At 54.8% G+C, this 23,261-nt stretch carries 21 protein-coding genes; 16 read left to right on the top strand and 5 right to left on the bottom strand.

The window, feature by feature from the left end; genetic code table 11:
• The first annotated feature begins 44 nt into the window (after positions 1-44).
• From RGU44_RS08830 to RGU44_RS08810, 5 genes are all read left to right on the top strand, one after another.
• Positions 45-764 (top strand): ABC transporter ATP-binding protein, encoded by a 720-nt coding sequence (locus tag RGU44_RS08830; protein WP_322178902.1) that lies wholly within the window; start codon positions 45-47, stop codon positions 762-764.
• Complete coding sequence (locus RGU44_RS08825; protein WP_322178903.1) at positions 761-1,648, top strand: efflux RND transporter periplasmic adaptor subunit; 888 nt, start codon at positions 761-763, stop codon at positions 1,646-1,648. Before RGU44_RS08830 ends, RGU44_RS08825 begins: the two co-directional genes overlap by 4 nt.
• Complete coding sequence (locus RGU44_RS08820; protein ID WP_322216681.1) at positions 1,648-3,153, top strand: efflux transporter outer membrane subunit; 1,506 nt, start codon at positions 1,648-1,650, stop codon at positions 3,151-3,153. Before RGU44_RS08825 ends, RGU44_RS08820 begins: the two co-directional genes overlap by 1 nt.
• Entirely contained in the window at positions 3,150-4,292 is a 1,143-nt protein-coding gene (locus RGU44_RS08815; protein ID WP_322178905.1) for an ABC transporter permease, read from the top strand. The genes RGU44_RS08820 and RGU44_RS08815 overlap by 4 nt, the downstream gene beginning before the upstream one ends.
• Positions 4,293-4,441: 149 nt before the next feature.
• A complete protein-coding gene (locus RGU44_RS08810; protein WP_322178906.1) occupies positions 4,442-4,936 on the top strand; it encodes a BCAM0308 family protein in 495 nt (164 codons plus the stop codon).
• A 51-nt stretch (positions 4,937-4,987) separates the two neighbouring features.
• Here RGU44_RS08810 and glgA read toward each other — a convergent pair whose 3' ends face one another.
• The gene (glgA, locus tag RGU44_RS08805; protein WP_416194619.1) at positions 4,988-6,568 is read right to left on the bottom strand and encodes a glycogen synthase GlgA; all 1,581 of its coding nucleotides are present in this window, start codon (positions 6,566-6,568) and stop codon (positions 4,988-4,990) included.
• 228 nt (positions 6,569-6,796) lie between these two features.
• On the bottom strand, positions 6,797-7,138 hold the full coding sequence (locus RGU44_RS08800; protein WP_322178907.1) for a c-type cytochrome: 342 nt from the start codon (positions 7,136-7,138) through the stop codon (positions 6,797-6,799).
• Between the two features lie 325 nt (positions 7,139-7,463).
• Here RGU44_RS08800 and RGU44_RS08795 point away from each other — a divergent pair, with 325 nt between their 5' ends.
• The 4 genes from RGU44_RS08795 to RGU44_RS08780 all read left to right on the top strand — a co-directional run bounded on the left by RGU44_RS08795 (position 7,464) and on the right by RGU44_RS08780 (position 13,907).
• Positions 7,464-8,051 (top strand): Hsp20/alpha crystallin family protein, encoded by a 588-nt coding sequence (locus RGU44_RS08795; RefSeq protein WP_416194635.1) that lies wholly within the window; start codon positions 7,464-7,466, stop codon positions 8,049-8,051.
• A gap of 118 nt (positions 8,052-8,169) precedes the next feature.
• A complete protein-coding gene (locus RGU44_RS08790) occupies positions 8,170-9,129 on the top strand; it encodes a universal stress protein (RefSeq protein ID WP_322178909.1) in 960 nt (319 codons plus the stop codon).
• 113 nt (positions 9,130-9,242) lie between these two features.
• Positions 9,243-12,839 carry a magnesium-translocating P-type ATPase gene (mgtA, locus tag RGU44_RS08785; protein ID WP_322216675.1) on the top strand — a complete coding sequence of 1,199 codons (3,597 nt, stop codon included), beginning with the start codon at positions 9,243-9,245 and terminating at the stop codon, positions 12,837-12,839.
• A 159-nt stretch (positions 12,840-12,998) separates the two neighbouring features.
• On the top strand, positions 12,999-13,907 hold the full coding sequence (locus RGU44_RS08780; RefSeq protein ID WP_322178911.1) for a universal stress protein: 909 nt from the start codon (positions 12,999-13,001) through the stop codon (positions 13,905-13,907).
• A gap of 19 nt (positions 13,908-13,926) precedes the next feature.
• On the opposite strand, the gene fnr is transcribed toward RGU44_RS08780, so the two are convergent.
• Complete coding sequence (gene fnr / locus RGU44_RS08775; RefSeq protein ID WP_322178912.1) at positions 13,927-14,670, bottom strand: fumarate/nitrate reduction transcriptional regulator Fnr; 744 nt, start codon at positions 14,668-14,670, stop codon at positions 13,927-13,929.
• Positions 14,671-15,214: 544 nt separating this feature from the next.
• On the opposite strand from fnr, the gene RGU44_RS08770 reads away from it, so the two are divergent.
• The gene (locus RGU44_RS08770; RefSeq protein ID WP_322216673.1) at positions 15,215-16,129 is read left to right on the top strand and encodes a universal stress protein; all 915 of its coding nucleotides are present in this window, start codon (positions 15,215-15,217) and stop codon (positions 16,127-16,129) included.
• Between the two features lie 202 nt (positions 16,130-16,331).
• Positions 16,332-16,586: an Lpp/OprI family alanine-zipper lipoprotein gene (locus tag RGU44_RS08765; protein ID WP_322178914.1), complete on the top strand. Its 255-nt coding sequence runs from the start codon at positions 16,332-16,334 to the stop codon at positions 16,584-16,586.
• Positions 16,587-16,706: 120 nt separating this feature from the next.
• Here the strand turns inward: RGU44_RS08765 and RGU44_RS08760 are convergent, their stop codons facing one another.
• Together RGU44_RS08760 and RGU44_RS08755 are read right to left on the bottom strand one after the other, a co-directional pair.
• Positions 16,707-17,903 carry an MFS transporter gene (locus RGU44_RS08760; RefSeq protein ID WP_322178915.1) on the bottom strand — a complete coding sequence of 399 codons (1,197 nt, stop codon included), beginning with the start codon at positions 17,901-17,903 and terminating at the stop codon, positions 16,707-16,709.
• An 84-nt stretch (positions 17,904-17,987) separates the two neighbouring features.
• On the bottom strand, positions 17,988-18,533 hold the full coding sequence (locus tag RGU44_RS08755; RefSeq protein ID WP_322178916.1) for a cytochrome b: 546 nt from the start codon (positions 18,531-18,533) through the stop codon (positions 17,988-17,990).
• Between the two features lie 176 nt (positions 18,534-18,709).
• On the opposite strand from RGU44_RS08755, the gene RGU44_RS08750 reads away from it, so the two are divergent.
• From RGU44_RS08750 to arsJ, 5 genes are all read left to right on the top strand, one after another.
• A complete protein-coding gene (locus RGU44_RS08750; RefSeq protein WP_322178917.1) occupies positions 18,710-19,066 on the top strand; it encodes a metalloregulator ArsR/SmtB family transcription factor in 357 nt (118 codons plus the stop codon).
• 78 nt (positions 19,067-19,144) lie between these two features.
• Positions 19,145-20,218: an ACR3 family arsenite efflux transporter gene (gene arsB / locus RGU44_RS08745; RefSeq protein WP_322178918.1), complete on the top strand. Its 1,074-nt coding sequence runs from the start codon at positions 19,145-19,147 to the stop codon at positions 20,216-20,218.
• Positions 20,211-20,927 (top strand): arsenical resistance protein ArsH, encoded by a 717-nt coding sequence (gene arsH / locus RGU44_RS08740; RefSeq protein WP_322178919.1) that lies wholly within the window; start codon positions 20,211-20,213, stop codon positions 20,925-20,927. Before arsB ends, arsH begins: the two co-directional genes overlap by 8 nt.
• A gap of 90 nt (positions 20,928-21,017) precedes the next feature.
• Positions 21,018-22,022 (top strand): ArsJ-associated glyceraldehyde-3-phosphate dehydrogenase, encoded by a 1,005-nt coding sequence (locus tag RGU44_RS08735; protein ID WP_322178920.1) that lies wholly within the window; start codon positions 21,018-21,020, stop codon positions 22,020-22,022.
• Between the two features lie 12 nt (positions 22,023-22,034).
• A complete protein-coding gene (gene arsJ / locus RGU44_RS08730) occupies positions 22,035-23,255 on the top strand; it encodes an organoarsenical effux MFS transporter ArsJ (protein ID WP_322216671.1) in 1,221 nt (406 codons plus the stop codon).
• Positions 23,256-23,261: the final 6 nt, after the last annotated feature.

Raw genomic sequence — 23,261 nt, 5'->3', positions numbered from 1 at the left:
GTTCGGATCTGTTTTTTGGCGTTTATGAGTGCTCAGGAAGGTCTATGAACGCTGATCATTTAGAAAAATCCGAGAGTCAGGCCATCGTCTCGACAGGTCTGAGCAAGTGGTTTGGCGAAGGCGATGTGCGAATGACGGCCGTGGACAACGTTGAATTTGTCGCGCATTTTGGCGAAATGGTGTTCATCGTTGGTCCCTCTGGCAGTGGAAAGACCACCTTCTTGAGCATGATTTCTGGCATTTTGCGTCCCAACACCGGGACGGTGACGGTCAACGGCGCAGACATCTGGGCGTTGAGCAGCGATCAATTGGCTGACTTTCGCCTGAACACCATTGGCTTCGTATTCCAGGACTATCACCTGTTTCCGCGACTGACGGCTGCCGAAAATGTCGCGATCCCGCTGATCCTCAAACATCACGATTGGGATGACTCCATCGCTCAGGCTACGAAAAGCCTGGAAGTGGTCGGCCTCAAGGGTCGGGGGGATGTGCTACCGGTAAAACTTTCAGGAGGAGAGCAGCAGCGGGTCGCCATTGCTCGTGCCATTGTCAGCAGCCCGCAGATACTTATTCTTGATGAGCCGACAGCCTCGCTCGACGGTGACACCGGCAGGATGATCATCGCCTTTGTGAAGGAGAAGGTCCTCAACAAAAGCCGTTGCATCCTGATCGTCACCCATGACGCGCGGATCAACGAGTATGCGGACCGCATCATCCATATGGAGGATGGTCGCATTAAGGATGTCGATGGGGGTACTGAATGAGGAACAAGATTCTGTTCGCACTTGCTGTGCTGGGTGTGTTGGCCGGGCTTACAGCCGCTTACATTCTTGGCAGAGAGGCAAAAGCGTTACCCCCCGTGTTCAAGCCAGCCAGCAGCCCCTATGAGACTGCCATTTTTGCCAATGGCATCATTGAAGGCGAGCAGTCGGGTGGTTCGAACATTGTGATTTACCCGCAAGTGTCTGGGCCTGTCACCCAGGTATTTGTGCATGAAGGTCAGGTCGTGTCGACCAGGATGCCATTGCTGAGCATCGACGACTCAGTGCCCAGAGCCAACCTTGAGTTGGCTGAGTCCAATTTGAAAACGGCCCGTGACCAATACCAAAAGCGTCTTGCCTCTTACACGATTGATCCCAAGTCGATCAGTAAGGACACGCTGGATACGGCAAAAGACCTTGAGGGACAAGCAAGTGCAGCCCTGAAAGCCTCCAGTGCATTACTCCAGCAATATACAGTCAGGGCGCCAGTGGAGGGTGTGATATTGGCCGTCAATACCACTGTTGGCAGCTATGTATCGTCTCAGGGCGCATACGACACGTACATCCAGGGGTTCAGTCCGCTGGTGGTCATGAGCGCTTCTGTGGCTACCCTGGCTGTGCGCTGTTATGTGGACGAGATACTGATTTCGCGTTTACCTGCTCCGGACCATATTCGTGCGCAAATGTCTATTCGCGGCACGGACATAAAAGTCCCCCTGGAATTCGTTCGCGTTCAGCCTTATGTGTCGCCGAAAATCGAGCTGTCTAATCAACGTCAGGAGAAAGTTGATCTCCGGGTGTTACCGGTCATTTTCAGGTTCCAGAAAAAAGACTTTCCGGGGCTGTATCCGGGGCAACTGGTAGATGTCTTCATAGGGCAGAAATAATGCGCAAGCCCTGCAGTTCATTGCCTCGCAAACCTCTGGGTTTACTCAAGGGCATTGCATGGCCGATCATCAGTATTGTGTTCATGAATGCCTGTACGGTCGGTCCTGATTTCTCACGCCCGGAACCGCCTGCGCTGAGCCGCTACACGCAGGATCCGATGACCCGCACCGTCACGGCAGAAGGGCAGGCGCAACACTTTCTGTCGGGCTCCGAAGTGCCCCACGATTGGTGGCGACTGTTCAAATCCGAGCCGTTGAATGCGACTGTCCGTCAGTCGATCTCCCACAACCTTACCCTTCAGGCGGCGGAAGCAAGCTTGCGTCAAAGCCAGGACAATCTCCGCGCCGGGTATGGTGTGTTCTACCCGCATGTTGACGCCCGTTTTGGTGCTTCTCGTGAATTAAGCGCCCCGATACAACAGGGTTCGACGGTGCCCGGTTCGATTTTTAACGTGGTGACCCTGAGTGGAACCATCAGTTATGCGCTCGATGTCTTTGGTGGCGAGCGGCGAACAGTCGAGGGCTTGCAAGCCCAGGTCGACCGTCAGTTGTACCTGAACAAGGCGGCGTACCTGACCTTGACCGCGAATGTCGTCAACACCTCCATTGCTCGCGCCGCTTATGCCGCACAAGTGCGTGCGACCGAGCAGCTTATTGCGCTTGAAAACGAACAACTTCAGACCACCGATGTCCAGGTTCGCGCCGGTACAGCGCCTTACTCGTCCGTGCTGAGCCTGCGCAGCCTGATCGCCACGAATGAAGCGGCGCTACCGGCGCTAAAACAGAAAATCAGTCAAACCGAACATTTACTGGCGACGCTTGAAGGCGTGGTGCCGACTGACGTCATATTGCCCGACATTGATTTGGCGGGACTTGCATTGCCCCAGGATTTGCCTGTCAGTTTGCCGTCCGCGCTGGTCCGTCAACGCCCGGACATCCTGTCCTCCGAAGCACAATTGCACGTGGCTAGCGCCAACATCGGGGTTGCAACGGCCGCCCTTTTTCCCAGCTTCAGCTTGAGCGGAACCTACGGGACCGGCAGCTCCAGCCTGGGCTCACTGATTGGCGGGGGAAACAGATTCTGGAGCATAGGGCCTGCGGTTGATGCGCCTTTGTTTCAAGGCGGCAGCTTATGGTATGGCCGCCAAGCGGCGATAGAGGCGTATCAGCAAGCCGCCGCAACCTATCGACAAATCGTCTTGGAGTCGTTTGCACAGGTCGCCGACGCACTGCGGGCGCTGGAGTTCGATGCGCAAGCCCTGCAAAAACAAGGGGAGGCGCAGGCGACGGCCGAAGAGGCGCTTCAGGTGTTGCAAGTCAGCTATCGGTCGGGGCTGGTGACCTACCTGGACTTGCTGGTGGCGGACATACAGCTTCATGAAGTAAATATTGCTTATCTTCAAGCACTCGCCCAACGCCATCAGGACACGGTTGCGCTGTTCGTCGCGCTGGGGGGCGGCTGGTGGAATACGCCGGGTTCTGTCAGCCATGAGCAAGCGCCATGAAGTACGCCGGCATCTTGCGAATCGGTTTCAAGCTGTTGGTGAATGACAAGGCCAAGTTTTCTGCCTTGCTGATAGGGATCACCTTTTCTGTATTTCTAATGATGCAAATGACCGCCATGTTCGCGGGCATCCTGAACCGCGCTTACTCGACCGTGACCAACATTGGGGCGACGATGTGGGTCATGGACCCGGCGGTCAATACCCCGACCAGTACCATCCCGCTCCCAGACTATTTGCTCGACGCCGTACGCAGCATGGATGAGGTCAGTTACGCGGTCCCCATCTTTATTGGTGGCGCGCAGGTCAGGCTGGACAGCGGAACCTATCAATCTGTCAGCGTTATCGGTCTGGACGACTCCAGTCTATTCGGCCGTCCTGAACTTGAAGAGGGACACATCGAAGACATCTATGCTGACAACGCCTTCATCATGGTGCATGACGCTGAGTTTTCCAAACTGGAGAATCCGAAGGTGGGTACCTCATTCGAACTTAATGACCATCGTGGCACGATCGTAGCTATCGCCAAGGTTGCTGCCAGTGGGCTGACGGGCGTACCGACGCTCTACACAACCTATCGACGTGCCATCGAATACATCCCGACCACGCGGTTCACCGTTTCTTACATATTGCTTCAACCAAAGAACACAGAGGACGTGGCGAGTATTCAAAAGCAAGTGGATCAATTGGGTTATGTCGCGCTGACCAAGGACGAGTTCAACCAGCACATTACCCATTTTTACATCTACCAGACGGGGGTGGGCGTCAACATCTTGATGATGACCATTATCAGTTTTCTCGTCGGACTGTCGATCTCCGGGCAGACCTTCTACACCTTTATCCTGGAAAATCTGGACAAATTTGCTGCCTTGAAAGCTATCGGTGCGAAGGGGCGCGAGCTGATTTATATGATCCTGTTTATGGCGACGTTTACGGCGATGACCGGTTATGGACTGGGCATTGGCCTGGTCACGTTAATGATTTCTATCGCACGATCCAATGTGCCGAACTATGCGGCCATCATCACCTTCTGGAACCTGGGGCTTGCGTTCGGCATGGTGCTATTGATCGCCGGAGTTTCCAGTTATGTGGGGATACGCAAGGTCCTCAGAATCGAGCCTTTCGATATTTTCAGGGGATAACAGCCTTGAAAAAAGTGCGGAAAAGATTGAAGTGGAGGAAGGTGCAGTCTGTCCGCGTCAGGTTTGACAAATATCAAGATGCCCAAGGGTAGAACGGAGGCACATTGAAGCTCGTATGCAGCAATAGCTCACTCTCGGGGGGCAAGACGATGGACAAGTATCAGCAGAGTCAGAAGAACAAAATTTTCAAAGAAGGCACCCATGATCCCTACCGGATGGAACATGTCAGCGGCACGGCGCTCTGCCCACAGTGCGGCGCACTCTATCAGGAAGGCAACTGGACGTGGCATATCCCGGAAAGCACTATCGTCGGGGATGCAGAAGAGACTGTTTGCCCTGCGTGTCGGCGCATTGCAGACGACAGGCCCGCTGGCACGTTGAAGCTCTCTGGAAAATTTTTGCACGACCACCAAGAGGAGATTTTGAACCTGATCCACCACACGGAGGAGGTGGAGAAAGCCGAACACGCTCAGGAAAGAATCATTAAAGTGGTTGAAGTGGATGATACGCTCGAAGTGACTACCACAGGCATCCACCTTGCCAGCCGTATAGGTCATGCACTTAATGCAGCTTATAAAGGCAACTCTCACTACCACTACAGTGATGATGAAACCCACCTCACGGTAAATTGGGAGCGGCTATAACGTAGTCACGTGCCGACCGCCAGGGTCCAGGGTCATGGCGGTCCGCCCCGTTTAGCTCCGACGCGCTGCACGCTCAGCCGCCAGCAGTTCCACATAGAGTTCGGCATAGGGTTCTATCGCCTTATGCCAATTGAACGGAGCGGCCATGGCGCGGCAACGCATGGCATTGAGCAGCTCAGAATTGGCGAAGACCTTGATCGCCCGCGTCAGCGCTTCGGCGTAGCTTTCCACGGTCGATTCTTCGAACAGAAAACCAGTCACGCCATCTTCAATGGTGTCGGCCAACCCCCCTGTTTTACGGGCCACCGGCAAGGAGCCAAAACGCTGGGCGTACATCTGGCTCAAGCCACAAGGCTCATAACGCGAAGGCATCAGCAAGAAATCGCTGCCGGCAAACATGCGTCGGGCATCCGTTTCGTTGAACCCGATGCGCACCCCGATCTGGCCCGGGAAACGCAGGGCCAGTGCGCGCATGGCATCCTCTTCCTCCGGTTCGCCGCGACCGATGATCGCAATTTGCCCGCCTTGATTGACGATATGCTCGGCAACACCGATGGTCAGGTCCAGGCCTTTCTGGAAGACCAGGCGCGATACCACAGCGAACAAAGGACCCGTGGAAGGCTCAAGCTCGAACAACTCACGTACATGGTCGGCGTTGATTTCCTTGCGCTGCCATTCGTTTGGGGCAAACCGGCAAATCAAGTGTTCATCGGTTTCCGAATCCCAACTGGCGTCGATGCCATTTGGAATCCCGCTGAGCAGTCCTTGCCTGGCCTTGCTTTGCAGAAAGCCTTCCAGACCACAGCCAAAGGCCGGCGTGGTGATTTCCTTGGCGTAAGTCGCACTCACGGTGGTAATGTGGCTGGCATAAGCCATGCCTGCCTTGATGAATGAGAGCTTGCCGTAGAACTCCATGCCGTCGGCGCCCAACGCCTGGTCAGGAATACCCAGTTCGCGGCTGGAGCCGGTGCTGACCGTGCCTTGATACGCCAGGTTGTGGATGGTGAAGATGCTCGGTGTGGCCTGACCCCGCCAGCGCATATACGCCGGCGCCAATCCGGCAGGCCAATCGTGGGCATGCACCAGTTCCGGGCACCACTGGGTTTTTACCGCGCCGGCGGCGAAGTCGGCTGCGGCCAGGCCGAGGCGGGCAAAGCGGATATGGTTGTCAGGCCAGTCACGGCCGTTGTTATCACCGTATGGCGTGCCTTCACGTTCGTACAGTTCGGGGCAGATCAGCACATAAATGACCAGACCGTCTTTCATGTCCATGCGCCCGATCTTGCACGGTGGCAGGGCTGCATGACCGCCCAGCTCGCTGATGACATGGATCGGGTTACCACTGTTGAGCACTTGCGGGTAGCCGGGAATCAGCACGCGTACATCGTGCAGGTGGCGCATGGCTCGCGGCAGTGCGGCAGACACATCGCCCAAACCTCCGGTTTTCACCAGATCAGCCAACTCTGAGGTCACGAACAGAACTTTTCTTCTGTGGGTCAGGGTAATACTTGGCTGTGAAGTCGGCAGTTGCAGCAGTGGAACGCTGGTCGAAGCGAAGGCCTGTGGAGCGACCTGCTCGCTGGCTGGCGGGTTAAAACGCGCTCCCTTCTGGGGGATGACGGCAACGCCCATAATCTTTTCCTTTCACTATCAAGTCGAGGGAGCATTGATGCACTTTTGTTAATGATGCAAACGCTTGATGGTAAACAGGGCGATCAAAGGGTCTCTGTGTTCGAAAACCGTAACCGTGTGTTTTTTCAATCAAGCAGGATAAAAGAGCGTGCATTGGTTATATCGGTGGTCGGAGAAACGCACCGTTATTCCTATAGATAATTAACAAATAATCTCATCCCTAACACCTCAACGAATGCTCAATACGTAATCGATCAACTGTTCGGCTTCTTCCTGACTAACAGGTGTGCGCGCATTGGCAGAGGGCATTTTTATAGATCCCCAATGGTAGGGAGCAGAGGCGGTGTCCGTGCCGGTTTGGACGACACGAACAAGCATGGGCTTGGCATTTTTAAGCCCATGAAAACGGCGGGAAATATCGCGAAAAGATGGCCCTATCGCTTCAGTCTTCACGCTATGGCAAGCAGTGCATCCCTTGGCGTCTGCCAGCGCCGCCCCTTCAGTAGCATAGGCGGTACCGACCTGGGCGAAAATGATAATCGACGCTATGCACCATGGCTTATTGATCATGATAAATCCCTCTCTCGCGCACTCGCGCTGTGCACTACTCCCGCCTACCACTGTCATGAAAGGAGTACCCAATTGTTGGCAGATTTGCATGGGCCTGTTCTGCGGGTGTTGATCTAGATCAATTAGCGCCCTTTGAATATTGAGACCCGTGAATCGGGGCATGTAGGTGCGCCGTCTCTGACGCGGGGTCAAGATTTTGTCCCCGTGTGGAGGTCATCCAAATTGTCCATGAGCGCCATCTTTGACTTCGATCAAGCGCCGTTGGCGAGTAAGGGCAACAGTACTGACTGTGGCGCGATTGAGCGCCGTTGTTCAGTGTCGAAAAATGTCTTTTCCTATCAGCGCAACAACCGTCAGAAGAGGATTTTGTCATGGCTCATTCCCTAAAAAAAAACCTGCCCAGGCCAATGAACCGAACCGGGACGTTGCGATCAGTACGAATGCATCGCATCCGTTTGAACAGCTTCGTCGTCAATTCGACCACCTGTTCCAGGACTTCAATAATCTGCCTTCGTTGCTGTCTTCGAGGCGCAGTGGATTTGACCTTGATCCGCTCTTCTCGGGCGATTTCGTCGGGCTGCAATCGCCCGCTGTCGACATTGTTGAAAACGAAAAAGATTTTGAAATCACCGCAGAAGTACCTGGCGTGGACGAAAAAAATCTGACCGTGAAAGTCGTCAACGGCAATTTGCAGATCAAAGGCGAAAAAAGAGAGAACAAGGAAGACAAATCCGGGAGCTACCACCTGACCGAGCGCCGTTACGGTTATTTTGAACGGACCTTCAGCCTGCCCAAAGGGGTGGACGCAGATAAAATTCAGGCACGTTTCAGTAAGGGCGTGTTGACCGTCAATCTGCCGAAGAAACCCGAAGCGATGAAGCCTGAGAAAAACATCAACATTGAGCTGGACTGACGTTTTTGGCGCTTGTCCATGATCTAGCCGGCGGGCGATACCTGTGCTTTTGCGGCATTGAGTATCGTCCAGCCGGTGATCCTCGACGTTAACAGGGCTCCGCCCATTGAGGTGTGAAATGGCACAGCGTCAACGTCTACTGTTGATTGCGCCTTGTAAAATGACTCACAGCCCGGCGTTTGAAAGGGCTGCGGCCTTGGCCGAGGCAATGGATGCATCACTCTCCATCGTCGCTTTTGCCTATTTCGAGACGATGGAAACGTTTAATTTGTTAGACACGCAGGGACGTGAAGCAGCCCGCGAGAGCCGTCTCAAACTATTCCATAACTGGTTGGACAGCGAAACGGCGCAGCTAAGGCACCAAGGGCTGGAGACGTCTTTCGAGGTTGTCTGGGCTCCGCGCTCGGCGCTTGATATATGCCGATACATCAGCGTTTCCAACGTCGATTTCGTACTCAAGGATTTGTATGCCGAGTCAGCGGTCAGGCCCTTGAGTCTTTCAGACCTGGATTGGCAGTTGTTGCGCGGAAGTCCAGCGCCGGTTCTTCTTGTGACGGATGCCAGGCACCCCCATCCTCGGAAAATTCTGGCAGCTGTCGATATTCTTCATGAAGATCCTCATGTTCAACAGTTGAACGACTCGATCATTGAAACTGCGGGACGTCTAGCGCAAGCATGCCACGCATGTTTGCACCTGTTATCCGTGTATGACCGGTCGGTCCAGCCTTTAGCGGACATTGATGAGCCACATGTAGCGACGCCCCCCAGTTACGAGGAAGAGGAAGCGCTGTTCAACGCGCTTGCCGATAAATACGCAATCGACGAGGAACATCGGCATTTCATCGCAGGGGCGGCTGCCAATGTGATCAACACTTATGTCGCTCGGTGCAACTACGACATCTTGGTCATGGGAACGGCGAACCATCGCCCTCTCGACATGCTATTAGGGCGTACGGCTGACATAGTTCTCGATCATCCGCCTTGTAACGTTCTTGTATTAAAGCCTTTTGCCGTGGGGCGACCGAACGACCAGGACGTGTCGGCAACAACGCCCAATACGTTGTCGATGAAAAAATAAGGGCTGCTAAATGAGGCCTCGCAGGCGTTGGCCTGACTTGATTTAAATCAAGCGACAGCGATGGCATTCACTGAGAATTCAGCCAGTTTTCCCAAACTGGCCGGGAGTTCCTTATGTCGTTCGAATCGCCTATCCCGAACGACCCGCTTCAATCTTCGCTCGACATCGACCCGCGAGTGACCTCATCCCTGCTGTGGGTGTCCTGGCTGGTGGGCACTGCGATGCTCGCCGCTGTGATCGCTGTCGCCTTGCACCTGAGCGATGTCGAGGCATTTGGCACGTTGTTGGAGCGGGCAGAACCTCTATGGTTGATTGTGGCCATCGTGTTGCAAGCGCTGACGTACCTGGCTCAAGGGCAGGTCTTCCGGGGCGTGTTAAAAGCAGGGCACGCACAGCTGTCTTTGTGGGATTCAAGCAAGCTCAGTCTGATGAAGTTGTTTGTCGATCAGGCGCTACCCTCTTCGGGTATCAGCGGAGCTTTTGCGGTCATCGCTTTCCTCATTAAAAAAGGGGTCGCCCGGCCATTGGCACTGGCTTGTCTGGTCCTTGACCTTTCCGCCTATTTTTTTGCGTATGTGCTGACCGTCGGGGTCGCACTGTTCATCGTCATGCTGCAAGGACATGCCACGACGTCCCTCATTGCGACCTGCCTGGTATTCGCTGCGGTGAGTCTGGCAGCCGCGATTATTGTACCGCGCCTTTCTGGCCATTCAGAGCTGCAGCGGCGCTTCTCTGTGAAGCACCATGCACTGGTAGGTAAAGGACTGGCCTTGTTGACGGGGGCCGACAGCCAACTGGCGCGCAACCGTTCTTTGTTGTGGCGCACCACGTTTTTAGAGTTGGTCATCATCCTGCTCGACTGTTTGACGCTGTGGGTGCTGGTGCGTTCGTTGGGGGTGTCCGCACAGCTGCCTGGGTTGTTCGCCGGGTTCATGCTGGCCAGCGTACTTCGCAGTGTTGGAATTGTGCCGGGCGGGCTAGGGGCGTTCGAAGCGGCCGCAGTGGTCACGTTGCATTGGATTGGCATCGAGATTCCGGTTGCGCTGTCTGCCACCTTGTTGTTCCGCGGGCTGACCTTCTGGTTGCCCATGCTGCCGGGCATGTGGCTGGCGCGCAGTGGGCTGGGAACCCCCTCCATCAAGGGGGATGTGCCCATCAGCGAGGTCTGGTGGCAGACACCTGCTGAAGAGCTGCTCCGCTCATTTGGAAGTTCTGTTGAAGGACTGAGCAGTGAGCAGGCAAAAGCGCGTCTGCGACCTGCCGCGCCGGTGGGGCGGAGTCGACCGCATGGTCTGCTCAGGCTGACGATAGAGCAGATGCGTAGCCCGCTGGTCATCATTCTGATCGTGGGTGCTTTGGTGGCGCTGTTAGTCGGGGACTGGATCAACGCGGCCATTGTGTTGTTGATCGTGCTGATCAGCGCCTTGCTGAGTGCCTGGTATGAAAATCGCGCGAGCACGGCAGTCGAGCAGTTACGTCGGAAAATCGCTACGCTCGCCGTCGTTCGTCGTGCAGGCAAGATTCTGCAAGTTCCTGCGTCTGACGTCGTCCCCGGTGATATTTTTTTGCTCAGCGCGGGCAGTCTGATTGCCGCTGACGGCCGAGTGTTGAGTGCGCGCGATTGCTTCATCAGTCAGAGTCTGCTCACCGGCGAGACGTACCCTGTAGAAAAACTGCCGGGAGACGTTCCTGCGGAGGCGTCTCTGATTCAACGCAGCAACTGCGTATTCATGGGCACCTCCGTTCGCAGTGGAACTGCCGAGGTACTTGCCACCCGTTACGGCGATGAGAGCGAGTTCGGTCAGATTGCCAAATCGCTGTCGTTGCGGCCACCGGAAACCGAATTCGAACGTGGTCTGCGGCATTTTGGCGGACTGCTGCTGCGCGTCATGCTGGTCATCACGTTCCTTGTTTTCGGTATCAATATTCTGTTGCATCGACCGACTCTCGACACACTGCTATTTGCCATCGCCTTGTCCGTCGGTTTATCGCCAGAGCTGCTACCTGCCATCCTGAGCCTCACCTTGGCCAAAGGTGCGCAGCGTATGGCCGCCCGTGGCGTCATCGTGCGCCATCTCAGCGCTATCGAAAATCTGGGGGCGATGGACATCTTGTGTACTGACAAGACCGGAACCTTGACGCGCGGTGTGGTTGCGCTGAATGCCGCAGTGAATGTCGAGGGTGAGGAGGAGGTCAATGTTCTGCAATTAGCCCTGTTCAACGCGCATTTCCAGACAGGGATGAGTAACGCGATGGACGATGCCATCACAACCAAGGCGCAGGCCAGTGCTGTCGACGTCGGCCACGTCAGCAAGCTCGATGAGATTCCATACGATTTTGGGCGCAAGCGTCTGAGTGTGGTGGTTGCCGGCAGCGTGGAAGCCCCCATCCTGCTAGTGACCAAAGGAGCGGTCGAAAACGTCCTGGAGGTCTGTACTCATCTTTGTTGCGGTAACGGTACGCAGGTTCTGGATGAAACGGCGTTGGCGGCGATCCGTAAACGGTTTGCTGCGTGGAGTGAGCAAGGATTTCGCGTGCTTGGAATAGCCACTCGTTCGCTGCCTGCACAGGCTCGATACAGCCGTAACGAGGAAGTGGACCTGACCTTCCGCGGCTTTCTGTTGTTTTTCGATCCTCCCGAACCGGGAGTAAAGGCCACGATGGCCGCGCTGGCAAAGCTGGGTGTTCAGGTCAAGATCATCAGTGGTGACAGTCATCTGGTTGCCCGCTATGTCGCCTCTGCCGTAGGGCTCAATGCGCAACGGATCATCACCGGTTCTGAGTTGGCGCTGTTGAAAGACGAGGTGCTGATGCACCTGGCGCCGACAGTTACGCTATTTGCCGAGGTCGATCCCAATCAAAAAGAGCGAATTATTCGTGCCCTGCAGAAGACCGGTCATGTGGTAGGTTTTCTCGGTGATGGAATAAACGACGCACCTGCACTGCAGGCGGCCGACATTGGGATTTCTGTGCAGAACGCTGCTGATGTTGCAAAGCAGGCCGCTGATTTTGTCTTGCTTGAGCATGACCTGAATGTGTTGCGCGAAGGCATTGATGAAGGTCGCCACACGTTTGCCAATACACTGAAGTACATTTTCATCGTGTCCAGTGCGAACTTCGGAAACATGATCAGCATGGCGCTGGCTTCATTGTTCCTGCCCTTTCTACCTCTGCTCGCGAAGCAAATTTTGCTGAACAATTTTCTGTCTGACATTCCAGCGTTGGGCATCGCCAGCGATAACGTCGATCGAGAGTGGGAACAGACGCCTCATCGCTGGAACCTCGCTGAAGTCCGCAACTTCATGGTGGTATTCGGACTCGTCAGCTCACTCTTCGATGTCTTCACCTTTGGTGCGTTGTATTGGCTGGTAGGTATTGCGCCAGATCTGTTTCGCAGCGGCTGGTTTGTCGAATCATTACTGACTCAGTTGTTGACCATTTTCATCGTTCGCACGTACAAACCTTTCCATAAAAGTCATCCGGGTCGAATGCTTCTGGTCAGCGCATCCGTGATCGGGGCTCTGACCGTTTTACTGCCCTACAGCCCCGCTGCCGCGTGGTTTGGACTTGTCCCTTTACCGCTTGGCCTGCTCGCCGTGGTGCTGTCCATCAGCCTGCTTTACGTGGCAGCCGCCGAATGGGTAAAGCGGGGGTTCTATCGAAAGCGACCTATCAAACCGAGGCCACTTCGTCGCCGTGGCGACTCTTGAAGTTGTCCGTTTGTGGCGCGGGCAGAGGCTATTTTCGGTCGGTCAGCGCAGGTGGCATGGTTCAATGTTTCGGGTCCTGATGACGACTTCTGATTTAAGTCAATGCCGCTCATGTCATGACGTTCAACATTGAACCCTGCCCGAATTGCGGAGAACGCTATGGCAAATTTCCAGCATCTACTGTTGATCGCTTCCCCGCAAATGCATCGTACTTCTGCATTTGAGCGCGCGGTGGCATTGGCAAAGGTCAGTAACGCCGCACTCCATATCGTTGCGTTTGATTATATGGAAACGCTCGCAATCGTTGGGGTTTTCAACCAAGGGGCCATGGCGGAACTGCGTGAGGGCTACTTGCAGATGCATCGCCACTGGTTAGAGCAAGAGGCCGAATATGAGAGAAAAAACGGGCTTGAGGTCACCACCCAACTGTTCTGGACGCAGCATGTCGTTGACGAAATTCGGCAATATGTCGACACCCAACAAGCGGAGATGGTGATAAAGGATGTTCACCAGGAATCAACGCTCAAACGCATTTTTTTTACACCGCTGGACTGGCAGCTACTGCGTGATTGCCCTGTGCCAGTCCACGTGGTGATCGATTCGGCAAACCCGTTACCGCACAAAATAGTGGCGGCGGTTAATCTTTTTCGTTCTGCTGATGCAGACCTTCAGCTCAACGACATCATTATCGAAACGGCTTCCCGATTGGCAACACAGTGCGATGGCGTTCTACAGATGCTGTATGTCTTCGATGGGGCCGCTGTCTATGCTTCAGGCTTTACGATCATGGGGGCGATGCCCATCGAAGCAGACTTTGTCGATGCGCTTGGTGATGCGCACCTTGAAGCGTTTGTTGCGCTGGCGGAATACTATGGTATCGCGAAGGAGAACGCTTATTACCTGAAAGGGACTCCGCTCCCGGCCATCAAAAAGTTCGCGGCCGATAACGCGGTTGATGTACTGGTGATGGGCACACGTCCTCATCACAATCTGGACTTGGTGTTGGGCGACACCGCGGAGAATATTCTCCAACACGCCCCCTGCAGTGTTCTTGTGGTCAAGGCATAGATAAGGGCGGGGTCTACTTTCAATCAGCTCGGCGGCACCCTGACACCAGCGAATGTAAGGCTGCTAAATCAAGGATCTCTACGGCTCTGCCCGAAATGCGCACAATCTCAAGTTCACGAAGGCGCGCAATAGCCCGGCAGACTGTTTCCAGGCGCAAACCAAGATAAGACCCGATATCTTCCCGGGTCATTCTCAGGACGAACGCTTTGGATGAATAGCCGCGCGTGACCATTCGATGCGACAAATTCAGCAAAAAAGCGGCTAGACGCTCATCAGCATTGAGGTTTCCCAATAACAAAAGCATTTCATGATCACGGACTATTTCTCGACTCAGCAGCCTGTGCAGGTTGTGTTGGAGCGAAGGCAACTCATGAGACAGTCGTTCCAGTTGCATGAAATGAATCGGGCACGCTTCGCTGTCTTCCAGTGCGATTGCATTACACACATGTCGGTCATTGCTGATGGCGTCTATGCCCAGCATTTCTCCCGCCATTTGAAAGCCTGTCAGCTGTTCGCGGCCATCCTCCGAAATGACGGTCGTCTTGAAAAATCCATACCGGACGGCATACAGCGAACGCAAAGGATCCCCCGCATGATACAGCGTCTCGCCTTTTTTGATTTTGACCCGTTGCTGAATGAGGGTGGACAGAAGATCGACTTCTGAACTGTTCAGGCCAGCAGATAAACACAGCCCTCGCACACCGCACCCTGAACAGGCCGCCTTTATTTGTTGCACAGGGCTAAGCATTACCGGAAGCGTCATGAGAGATCTCCTGTTGTTTTTTCAGCGTAGCCAATGGACCCGCTTCATGACAGAGCGAGTGATCAGTTATAGATGAATGGCGGGCGAAGCAGGGAGGACTTTATTAGCATTTTTTGTTGTATGGAATTCCCTGTCAGGGAATAACTATCGCGCACTCACACTCAAATGAGTGGCCTATTTTATATTTTAAATCAAGGTGGATTGTTTTGCGGGTTGCCAACTAACGGCTTATGGAAAGCGTGCGTAAAATTGTTAAGTAGAAGTTACATCTTGATGGGGATTTCCTTGCGCATGTGCGCAAGCATAACGCCATTTTTTCGCACCATCATTTTTTTGGTTAGAGGGGGTTATTCAATAAAGATTGCGCGGGGCAGGTTTTTTATCGCGCGTTGATCTAACGTATTTGGGTTCTGGCGGGGTGGCTCTGATGTAGATCAATGTGTGGGCCGCTTGATCGTCAAGAATGTGAAACACATAGACCCTGTCGGGAGGAGGTCACCTATTCTCCCCAGCCGTTGACCCTTTCCGTAAGTGGAGGTGTTACATGTCGGACTCTGAGCGTTTATTGTTAGTGGCTTCACCCTTGATGCACCGAACTCCGGCTTTTGACCGAGCGGCAGCACTGGCTAAAGCTAAAGGGGTTCCCTTGCATATCGTGGCCTTTGACTATGTTGAAGGCTTGGCAACGGCTGGCCTGGTCAATGAACAAGCGCTCTCTGAAATGCGCGAGGGTTACTTACTGCGGCATCGTCAGTGGCTTGAAGAGCAAGCTGTTTCCCTGCGCAATCTCAAAATAATGGTAACAACGGAAGTGGTGTGGGTTCAGCGTCCGCTGGAGGAGATTTTGCGCCACGTCAAAGAGTTAAACCCTTCCATGCTTATCAAAGACCTCGAGCATGAATCTCTGCTGATGCGTACCTTGTTTACACCTCTGGACCTGCGTTTATTGAGGGACTGTTCATCCTCCGTGCACCTTGTTGCGAACGTCCAGCACGCCACGCCGAGAAAAATTCTGGCCGCGGTAGATCCGTTTAAGCCGGAAGAGCAGTTCGAACAGTTTAATGATCAGATTATCCTGGCGGCAGAGAAGTTGGCGGCACAGTGCAATGCTGAACTGCATCTGCTTTACGCGTATGACCTTTCATATATGTATGCGTCGGAGGGCATGGGTTCGACATTGTTTTCAGCGGGCATGGGCGAAGAGGTGTATGAGGCTGAAGGAAAAGCGTTTACTGAATTGGCTGATCGATATCGGGTGCCGCCAGAGTGCCGCCACTTCATCATGGGTGTCCCGGCGAAAGTCATTACTGCTTATGCTGAAGAAGAAAATATTGATGTTGTCGTGCTGGGCACGGTGCACCGTAGAGGGTTGAGCAAACTCTTGGGTAGCACCGCCGAACAAGTGGTTTATCACATGCACAGCAGTCTGTTGGCGATCAAGCCGTCACCGCTTGAGTAGCGACATAGACTGAGTATCTGGGTGAATTTAAAGGCTCAGGATCAAGTCGTTTGTTGCGAGTTTGACGCAGATCAAACTGGGCATGGATATACAATTCACACTGTGCAGGCGGGTGCGAAGCGGGGGGGTGATCCGTACTTCTTCGTGTCGCTAAACAGGTAGTCAATTTTTATTAACGATGCCGTAATGTGAGAGGTTAAAAATGAGAAACCTGACTCTGACTGTTCCACTGATATTGGTCCTGGCCATGGCGGCGGGTTGCAGCAATCAAAAAGCCAAGGAGTTTGACGCGAGATTGACGGGGGCTGAAAACTCGGCTGCCGCAGCCCGGGTCAGAGCTGATGATGCTTACTCCAAGGCGGAGCAAGCGCTTTCAGCCGCTAACCAGGCTCAACAAACTGCCGACAAGGCCAATGAGAGTGCCAGCCGTATGCTCCAAAAAGCCACGCGCAAATAGCAAATAAATACGCTGGGATTAGCGTTGATTGTTTGCCTGAGTCGGCTCGAAAGTGGGGGATACGCTCCGCCCAGAGCCGACACGTTTCGTTGCGATGTCCTGTGTCGCAATACGCGGTGCTTACTTCATGTGATCGTTACCCTGACGCTGCATCAACAGAAGTATGAACGCGACTGCAGAAATAGCAGCACCGGCATAGAAGGTCATTGCTGATCCATAGGTTTGCCACAGCAGACCTGCAAGAGCACTTGCCAGGAGCATGGAGAAACCACTCACCAGATTGAAAACCCCAAAGGCGGTTCCTTTGAGCCCTTCCGGTGTCGTGTCGGCCACAAGAGCGGCCAGCAGCCCCTCACTGAATCCCATATGAAGCCCCCACAATGTAACGCCGAGCATCAGCATTGTGATGGATTCTGCGTTGGCTAGCACGAGATCGGACAGGATAAGCAATATCAGACCCACGCCGAGAAGCGCTTTGCGGCTGACTCGGTCAGAGAGTTTCCCCGCGGGGTAGGCAGAAAGTGTGTAGAACAAAGCCATCACCACCATCACGATGGGTACCCAGGTCGCGGAGAGTCCTGCTTGCTGGCCGCGCAATACCAGAAATGCCTCGCTAAAGCGCGCCAGGGTGAACAGTGCTCCCACAATCACCACCCGCCAATACGCTGGCGAAAAGCTGTAGAGCAGCTGTAGGCGTATCGGCGACCGAAAGTGCTGAGTTCGCTGCTCGTGTGCAGGTTCATTGACGCCAACAAAAATCAGGCTGACGGCTACCAGCGCGGGTATCACGGCGATCCATAAGACGAGAGGAATATCTCCACTGAATATAAACATCAGGCCGATGGCCACTGCAGGTCCAAAAAAGGCCCCTACGGTGTCCATGGACTGACGTAAGCCGAAGCACGCGCCACGGATCTCTGGTGGTGATATATCGGCGACCAGAGCATCGCGTGGCGCTCCGCGGATCCCTTTGCCAATCCGGTCCAGAAAGCGTGCGGTAAATACCATTTCTGCGGAATGAGCCAGGGGGAAGAGTGGCTTGGTGAGTGCTGCAAGCCCATAGCCCACCAGCAAGAGGCTCTTGCGTTTACCGAAGTAGTCACTGATCGCGCCGGAAAAAACTTTCACGATCAGGGCCGTAGCTTCCGCAACGCCCTCGATAAAACCTAGCGTGATCATGCTGACGCCGAGCGTGCCGACCAAAAATACCGGCAGCAGCGCATGAACCATTTCTGACGACAAGTCCATGAACAGACTGACGAACCCCAGTGCCCAGACCGTACGTGGGATGTTGCGGGTGGTTACCGTCTCGGGCATAGGTCAGATTCCAGGAGGGTCAGCCGATTTCCCGCAGTGCTGATCGTGCATGTCGCTCGACAGCCTGCGGGTACCGGGTAGAGCTTACCGCCCAGGCAACATGCGGGTCAGGGTATTGTCGCGACTTATGTAATGGTGAAACAGGCCGGCCGCTGCGTGCAGGCCTATCAGCCAATAGCCGGTTGTTCCGGCCAGTTCATGCCATTCTTTAATTGATTTAGCCAGCGCCTCATTCGTGCCGATCAGGGGCGGCAGTTCAATTCCGAAGAAGGGAACAGGTTTGCCGGCCGCACTCAGTACCAGCCAACCGGCGAGCGGCGCGCCTATCATTAGCGCATACAGGGCGAGATGCATCAGCTTGGCGGGGATTGCCTGCCACTGCGGGAGGGCGGGTACGACGGTAGGTGTCGGCGCAATCAAGCGGGCCAGAAGACGTAGCCACACCAGTGCGAAGATTGCCAGACCCAGCATGAAGTGCCATTGCTTGAGCAACTCACGAAAGTCGCTGCCTTTGGGGAAGTTCCCTTTTAGTTCAATACAGGCGTAGACGCCGATGATCAAGGCCAGCATCAGCCAATGCAGCCCGATGGAGAGAATGCCATAACGTTGTTTTGTGTTTTTCCAGCCCATAACGATGTCCTTGTTGTGCCGTGGTACTTGGTAAGTGACGATTATTCTGAGGCTCAAAGCTTAAACCAAACTGAACGCGGTGCGTGTTTAACGGAAGGGGATCACGCTGTTTTTCCTTTACTTCACATATGGAAAAACATATATTCGAAAAACCGTATATGAGCTGAAACCCCGTCATGACCGATCCTCTGACACCCACCGCCGTTTTTAAATGCCTGGCTGACGACAATCGAGTGCGCATGATGCTGCTGGTTGCCCATGAGGGTGAACTCTGTGTCTGCGAGCTGACCTGCGCGCTCAACGAGAGTCAGCCCAAGGTATCCCGGCACTTGGCGCAACTGCGCAATTGCGGACTTCTGGCAGATCGTCGGCAAGGTCAATGGGTGTATTACCGCCTGCACCCGAACCTGCCTGATTGGGTGCATGGCGTTCTGACCACCGTATTGGAGGCCAACAAACACTGGTTGAGCCCTGACGCGAAACGTCTTGATGAAATGGGCGACCGCCCGGCGCGCGCCGCAGCCTGCTGCTGATCCAGCCACGTTGAGCGCCGAGCAGCTCAAGGCCGAGCTAGCCCTGGTCGGTACGCTCTGACAACAGGAGATATGAACATGAGCAAAAGCCGCCTTTCCTTTCTGGACCGCTACCTGACCTTGTGGATTTTCTTGGCCATGGCGTTCGGCATCGGGCTGGGAAGCCTGTTCGAAGGCTGGCCGCAGTGGCTCAACAGTCTCTCTGTGGGTAGCACCAACATCCCGATCGCCATCGGTTTGATCGTGATGATGTATCCGCCCCTGGCCAAGGTTCGTTATGAGGAGCTGCCAGAGGTCTTCAAAGACAAGCGCATCCTTGCGTTGTCTCTGATCCAGAACTGGGTCATCGGGCCGATATTGATGTTCGTTTTGGCGATTGTCTTCCTGAGCGACAAGCCGGAATACATGACCGGATTGATCCTCATCGGCCTCGCCCGTTGCATTGCCATGGTGCTGGTCTGGAATCAGATCGCGGGAGGCAATAATCAATATGTCGCCGGGTTGGTAGCGTTCAACAGCATCTTCCAGATATTGTTTTTCAGCCTGTACGCCTGGATTTTCCTGGGGCTATTGCCGCCACTGTTTGGACTGGAAGGCAGCGTTATCGAGACCAGCTTCATCAGCATCGCCGGGTCAGTTCTGATCTACCTGGGTGTGCCATTCATGGCCGGTTTTCTGACCCGAAAGATCCTGATCGCCCGTAAAGGAAACGACTGGTATCAAGAGCGCTTCATTCCTAAGATCAGCCCGCTGACCCTGGTGGCATTGCTATTGACCATCGTCGCCATGTTCAGCCTCAAGGGCGACAAGGTGCTGCAACTGCCATTGGATGTATTGCGCATCGCGATCCCGCTGACGATCTACTTCGTCGTGATGTTCTTCCTTAGTTTCTGCATGGGCAAGCTGCTCAAGGCGGATTATCCGCGTACCACGGCTCTGGCTTTTACTGCTGCGAGCAACAACTTCGAACTCGCGATTGCGGTGGCCATCGCTACCTTCGGCCTGGCGTCCCCGGTCGCTTTCGCCACGGTGATTGGTCCGCTGGTGGAAGTACCGGTGCTGATTTCTTTAGTGGGTGTAGCGCTGTGGCTTAAACGCCGCTGGTTCGATGAATCCAAGAGCGCAGTTGCGCAGGACAACGACTATGTATGACGACCACATCCCCCAACTCGACGTCGAACTGGTTGAATTACCTTCGGCAGACAAACTGGGGATCGAACTGAAGTCCACCCATAAACCACGCATCCTGCTGCTGTATGGATCGACGCGTGAGCGCTCCTTCAGCCGCTTGCTGGTAGAGGAAGCGGCTCGCCTGCTGCAATGCATGGGCGCCGAAACACGGATTTTCAATCCGTCAGGCTTGCCATTGCCCGATGACGTCGCCGATGACCATCCGCAGGTTCAACAGCTGCGCGAGCTGATGCTGTGGTCGGAAGGGCAAGTGTGGTGCTCACCCGAGCGTCACGGCTCGATGAGCGCCGTGTTCAAGGCACAGATCGACTGGGTGCCGTTGGCCATGGGCGCAGTCCGCCCGACCCAGGGTAAAACCCTGGCGGTCATGCAGGTGTGTGGCGGGTCGCAGTCGTTCAACGTGGTCAATCAACTGCGGGTACTCGGGCGCTGGATGCGGATGTTCACCATCCCCAATCAATCGTCCGTACCGAAGGCCTATCTGGAGTTCGACGAGCACGGTCGGATGAAACCCTCTCCTTTCTATGACCGGGTCGTCGACGTGATGGAAGAATTGGTGAAGTTCACATTGCTGCTGCGCGACCGCCAGGACTATCTGGTCGATCGTTATTCCGAGCGCAAAGAATCGGCGGAAGCACTCATGGACCGGGTTAATCAGCGTTCTATCTGAGGACAGTTTCACCGTGTAATAACCGATGTTTGGCCTGTCCGGCGCGCGTAGGTCGGACTCCCACTGACAGCAGAGACGAGGAACAAAGACATGGCTATCAAAGTTGGCATCAATGGTTTCGGTCGGATCGGTCGCCTCGCGCTGCGAGCAGCCTGGCGCTGGCCAGAGTTTGAATTCGTGCAGATCAATGACCCGGCCGGTGATGCAGCGACCCATGCGCACCTGCTCAACTTCGACTCCGTGCATGGCCGCTGGCAGTATCAGGCCGACTCCGAAGGCGAGTGCATTGTCATCGACGGCAAGCGGATCAAGGTCAGTGCCAATAGGGCAATCGCCGATACCGACTGGTCGGGCTGCGATCTGGTGATCGAAGCCAGCGGCAAAATGAAGACGGTTGCGGTTCTCCAGGGCTATCTTGACCAAGGCGTGAAGCGCGTTGTGGTCAGCGCTCCGGTGAAGGAGAGCGGGGCGTTGAACATTGTGATGGGGGTCAATCACCACCTGTTCAACTCTGCGCAACATCGCATTGTGACTGCCGCTTCGTGCACCACTAACTGCCTGGCTCCGGTGGTCAAAGTGATCCACGAAAAGCTGAGGATTCGTCATGGTTCGATCACCACCATTCATGACCTGACCAACACCCAGAGCATCCTCGATCAGCCGCACAAGGATCTACGCCGTGCGCGTGCTTCCGGTATGAGCTTGATTCCGACCAGCACCGGCTCGGCCACGGCCATCGCCGAAATTTTCCCGGAATTGCGCGGGCGTCTGAATGGTCACGCCGTGCGTGTTCCGTTGGCCAACGCCTCGCTGACTGACTGTGTGTTTGAAGTTGAACGCGCCACGACTGCAGAGGAAGTTAATCAACTGCTGAAAGACGCTTCCGAGAATGAATTGAAAGACATTCTCGGCTATGAGGAGCGTCCGCTGGTGTCCATCGACTACCGTACCGATCCGCGCTCTTCAATTATCGATGCGTTGTCGACCATGGTCATCAATGGCACTCAGGTAAAAATCTACGCGTGGTACGACAACGAATGGGGCTATGCCAACCGTACGGTCGAACTGGCAAAAATGGTCGGTCTGGCCGTCTGACAGGGAATCATCATGAACGCGTTGTCAGCCCTTGCTCCAGAAGTGCGGCAGTATCTGCTCGTCACGGGTAATTACTGGGCCTTCACCCTCACCGATGGTGCGTTGCGCATGTTGGTGGTACTGCACTTTCACGCATTGGGCTACAGCCCGCTTCAGATTGCGGCGCTGTTTTTGTTTTATGAGTTCTTTGGCGTGGTCACCAACCTCGTGGGTGGCTACCTTGGGGCCCGCTTGGGCCTGAACCGGACCATGAATATTGGTTTGGCCATTCAGGTCGTGGCACTGCTGATGCTGACAGTGCCCTCGGTCTGGCTGACGATTCCTTGGGTAATGGGCGCCCAGGCGTTGTCGGGGATCGCCAAAGATCTGAACAAGATGAGTGCCAAAAGCTCGATCAAGCTGCTGGTGCCCGATGGACAACAAGGCAAGCTGTACCAGTGGATCGCGATCCTAACCGGCTCGAAAAATGCGCTCAAGGGCGTCGGTTTCTTTCTGGGCGGTGCACTGCTGGCTGCCATCGGATTTAAGGGCGCCGTGCTGGCCATGGCCATCGTATTGGGGCTGATCTGGATCAGCAGTCTGATCTTGCTCAAGAAGGACCTGGGCAAAGCTAAAGCCAAACCCAAGTTCCGGGAGATCCTTTCCAAGAGCCGTGCGATCAACATCCTGTCGGCAGCACGGATGTTTTTGTTTGGCGCTCGGGATGTCTGGTTTGTCGTCGCATTGCCGGTCTATCTCAGTACAGCCTTTGGCTGGGACGTCTGGAAAGTCGGTGGTTTTCTTGCTGCGTGGGTGATCGGCTACGGCATAGTGCAGTCGTTCGCGCCCAGCATTACGGGCAAGAAAAACGGGCGTGTGCCTGATGGTCGAGCGGCTTTTCTCTGGGCACTTCCGCTGGCGCTTCTGCCAGGGGCTATTGCCTTGGGGTTGAACACTGGGTTGTCCGAGCACGTCGTTCTCTTGGGTGGGCTGATGGTCTTTGGCGTCCTGTTCGCCGTGAACTCATCGCTGCACAGTTACCTGATCGTCTCCTACGCCAAGGAAGACGGCGTCTCACTGGATGTAGGTTTTTACTACATGTCCAACGCGATGGGCCGGTTGATCGGCACCGTGCTCTCCGGATGGATTTACCAGATGTACGGGTTGAGTGCGTGCTTGTGGATATCGAGCGCTTTTGTGTTGCTCGCCGCGCTGATTTCCATTGCTTTGCCCAGGCATGCCACGGCGATATGAAGCACT

It is taken from the genome of Pseudomonas sp. 5C2 (genome assembly GCF_034314155.1).
Lineage (GTDB): Bacteria > Pseudomonadota > Gammaproteobacteria > Pseudomonadales > Pseudomonadaceae > Aquipseudomonas.
The sequence above is the reverse complement of the archived record's forward strand: the minus strand, read 5'-3'. Positions and strand labels throughout refer to the sequence as shown.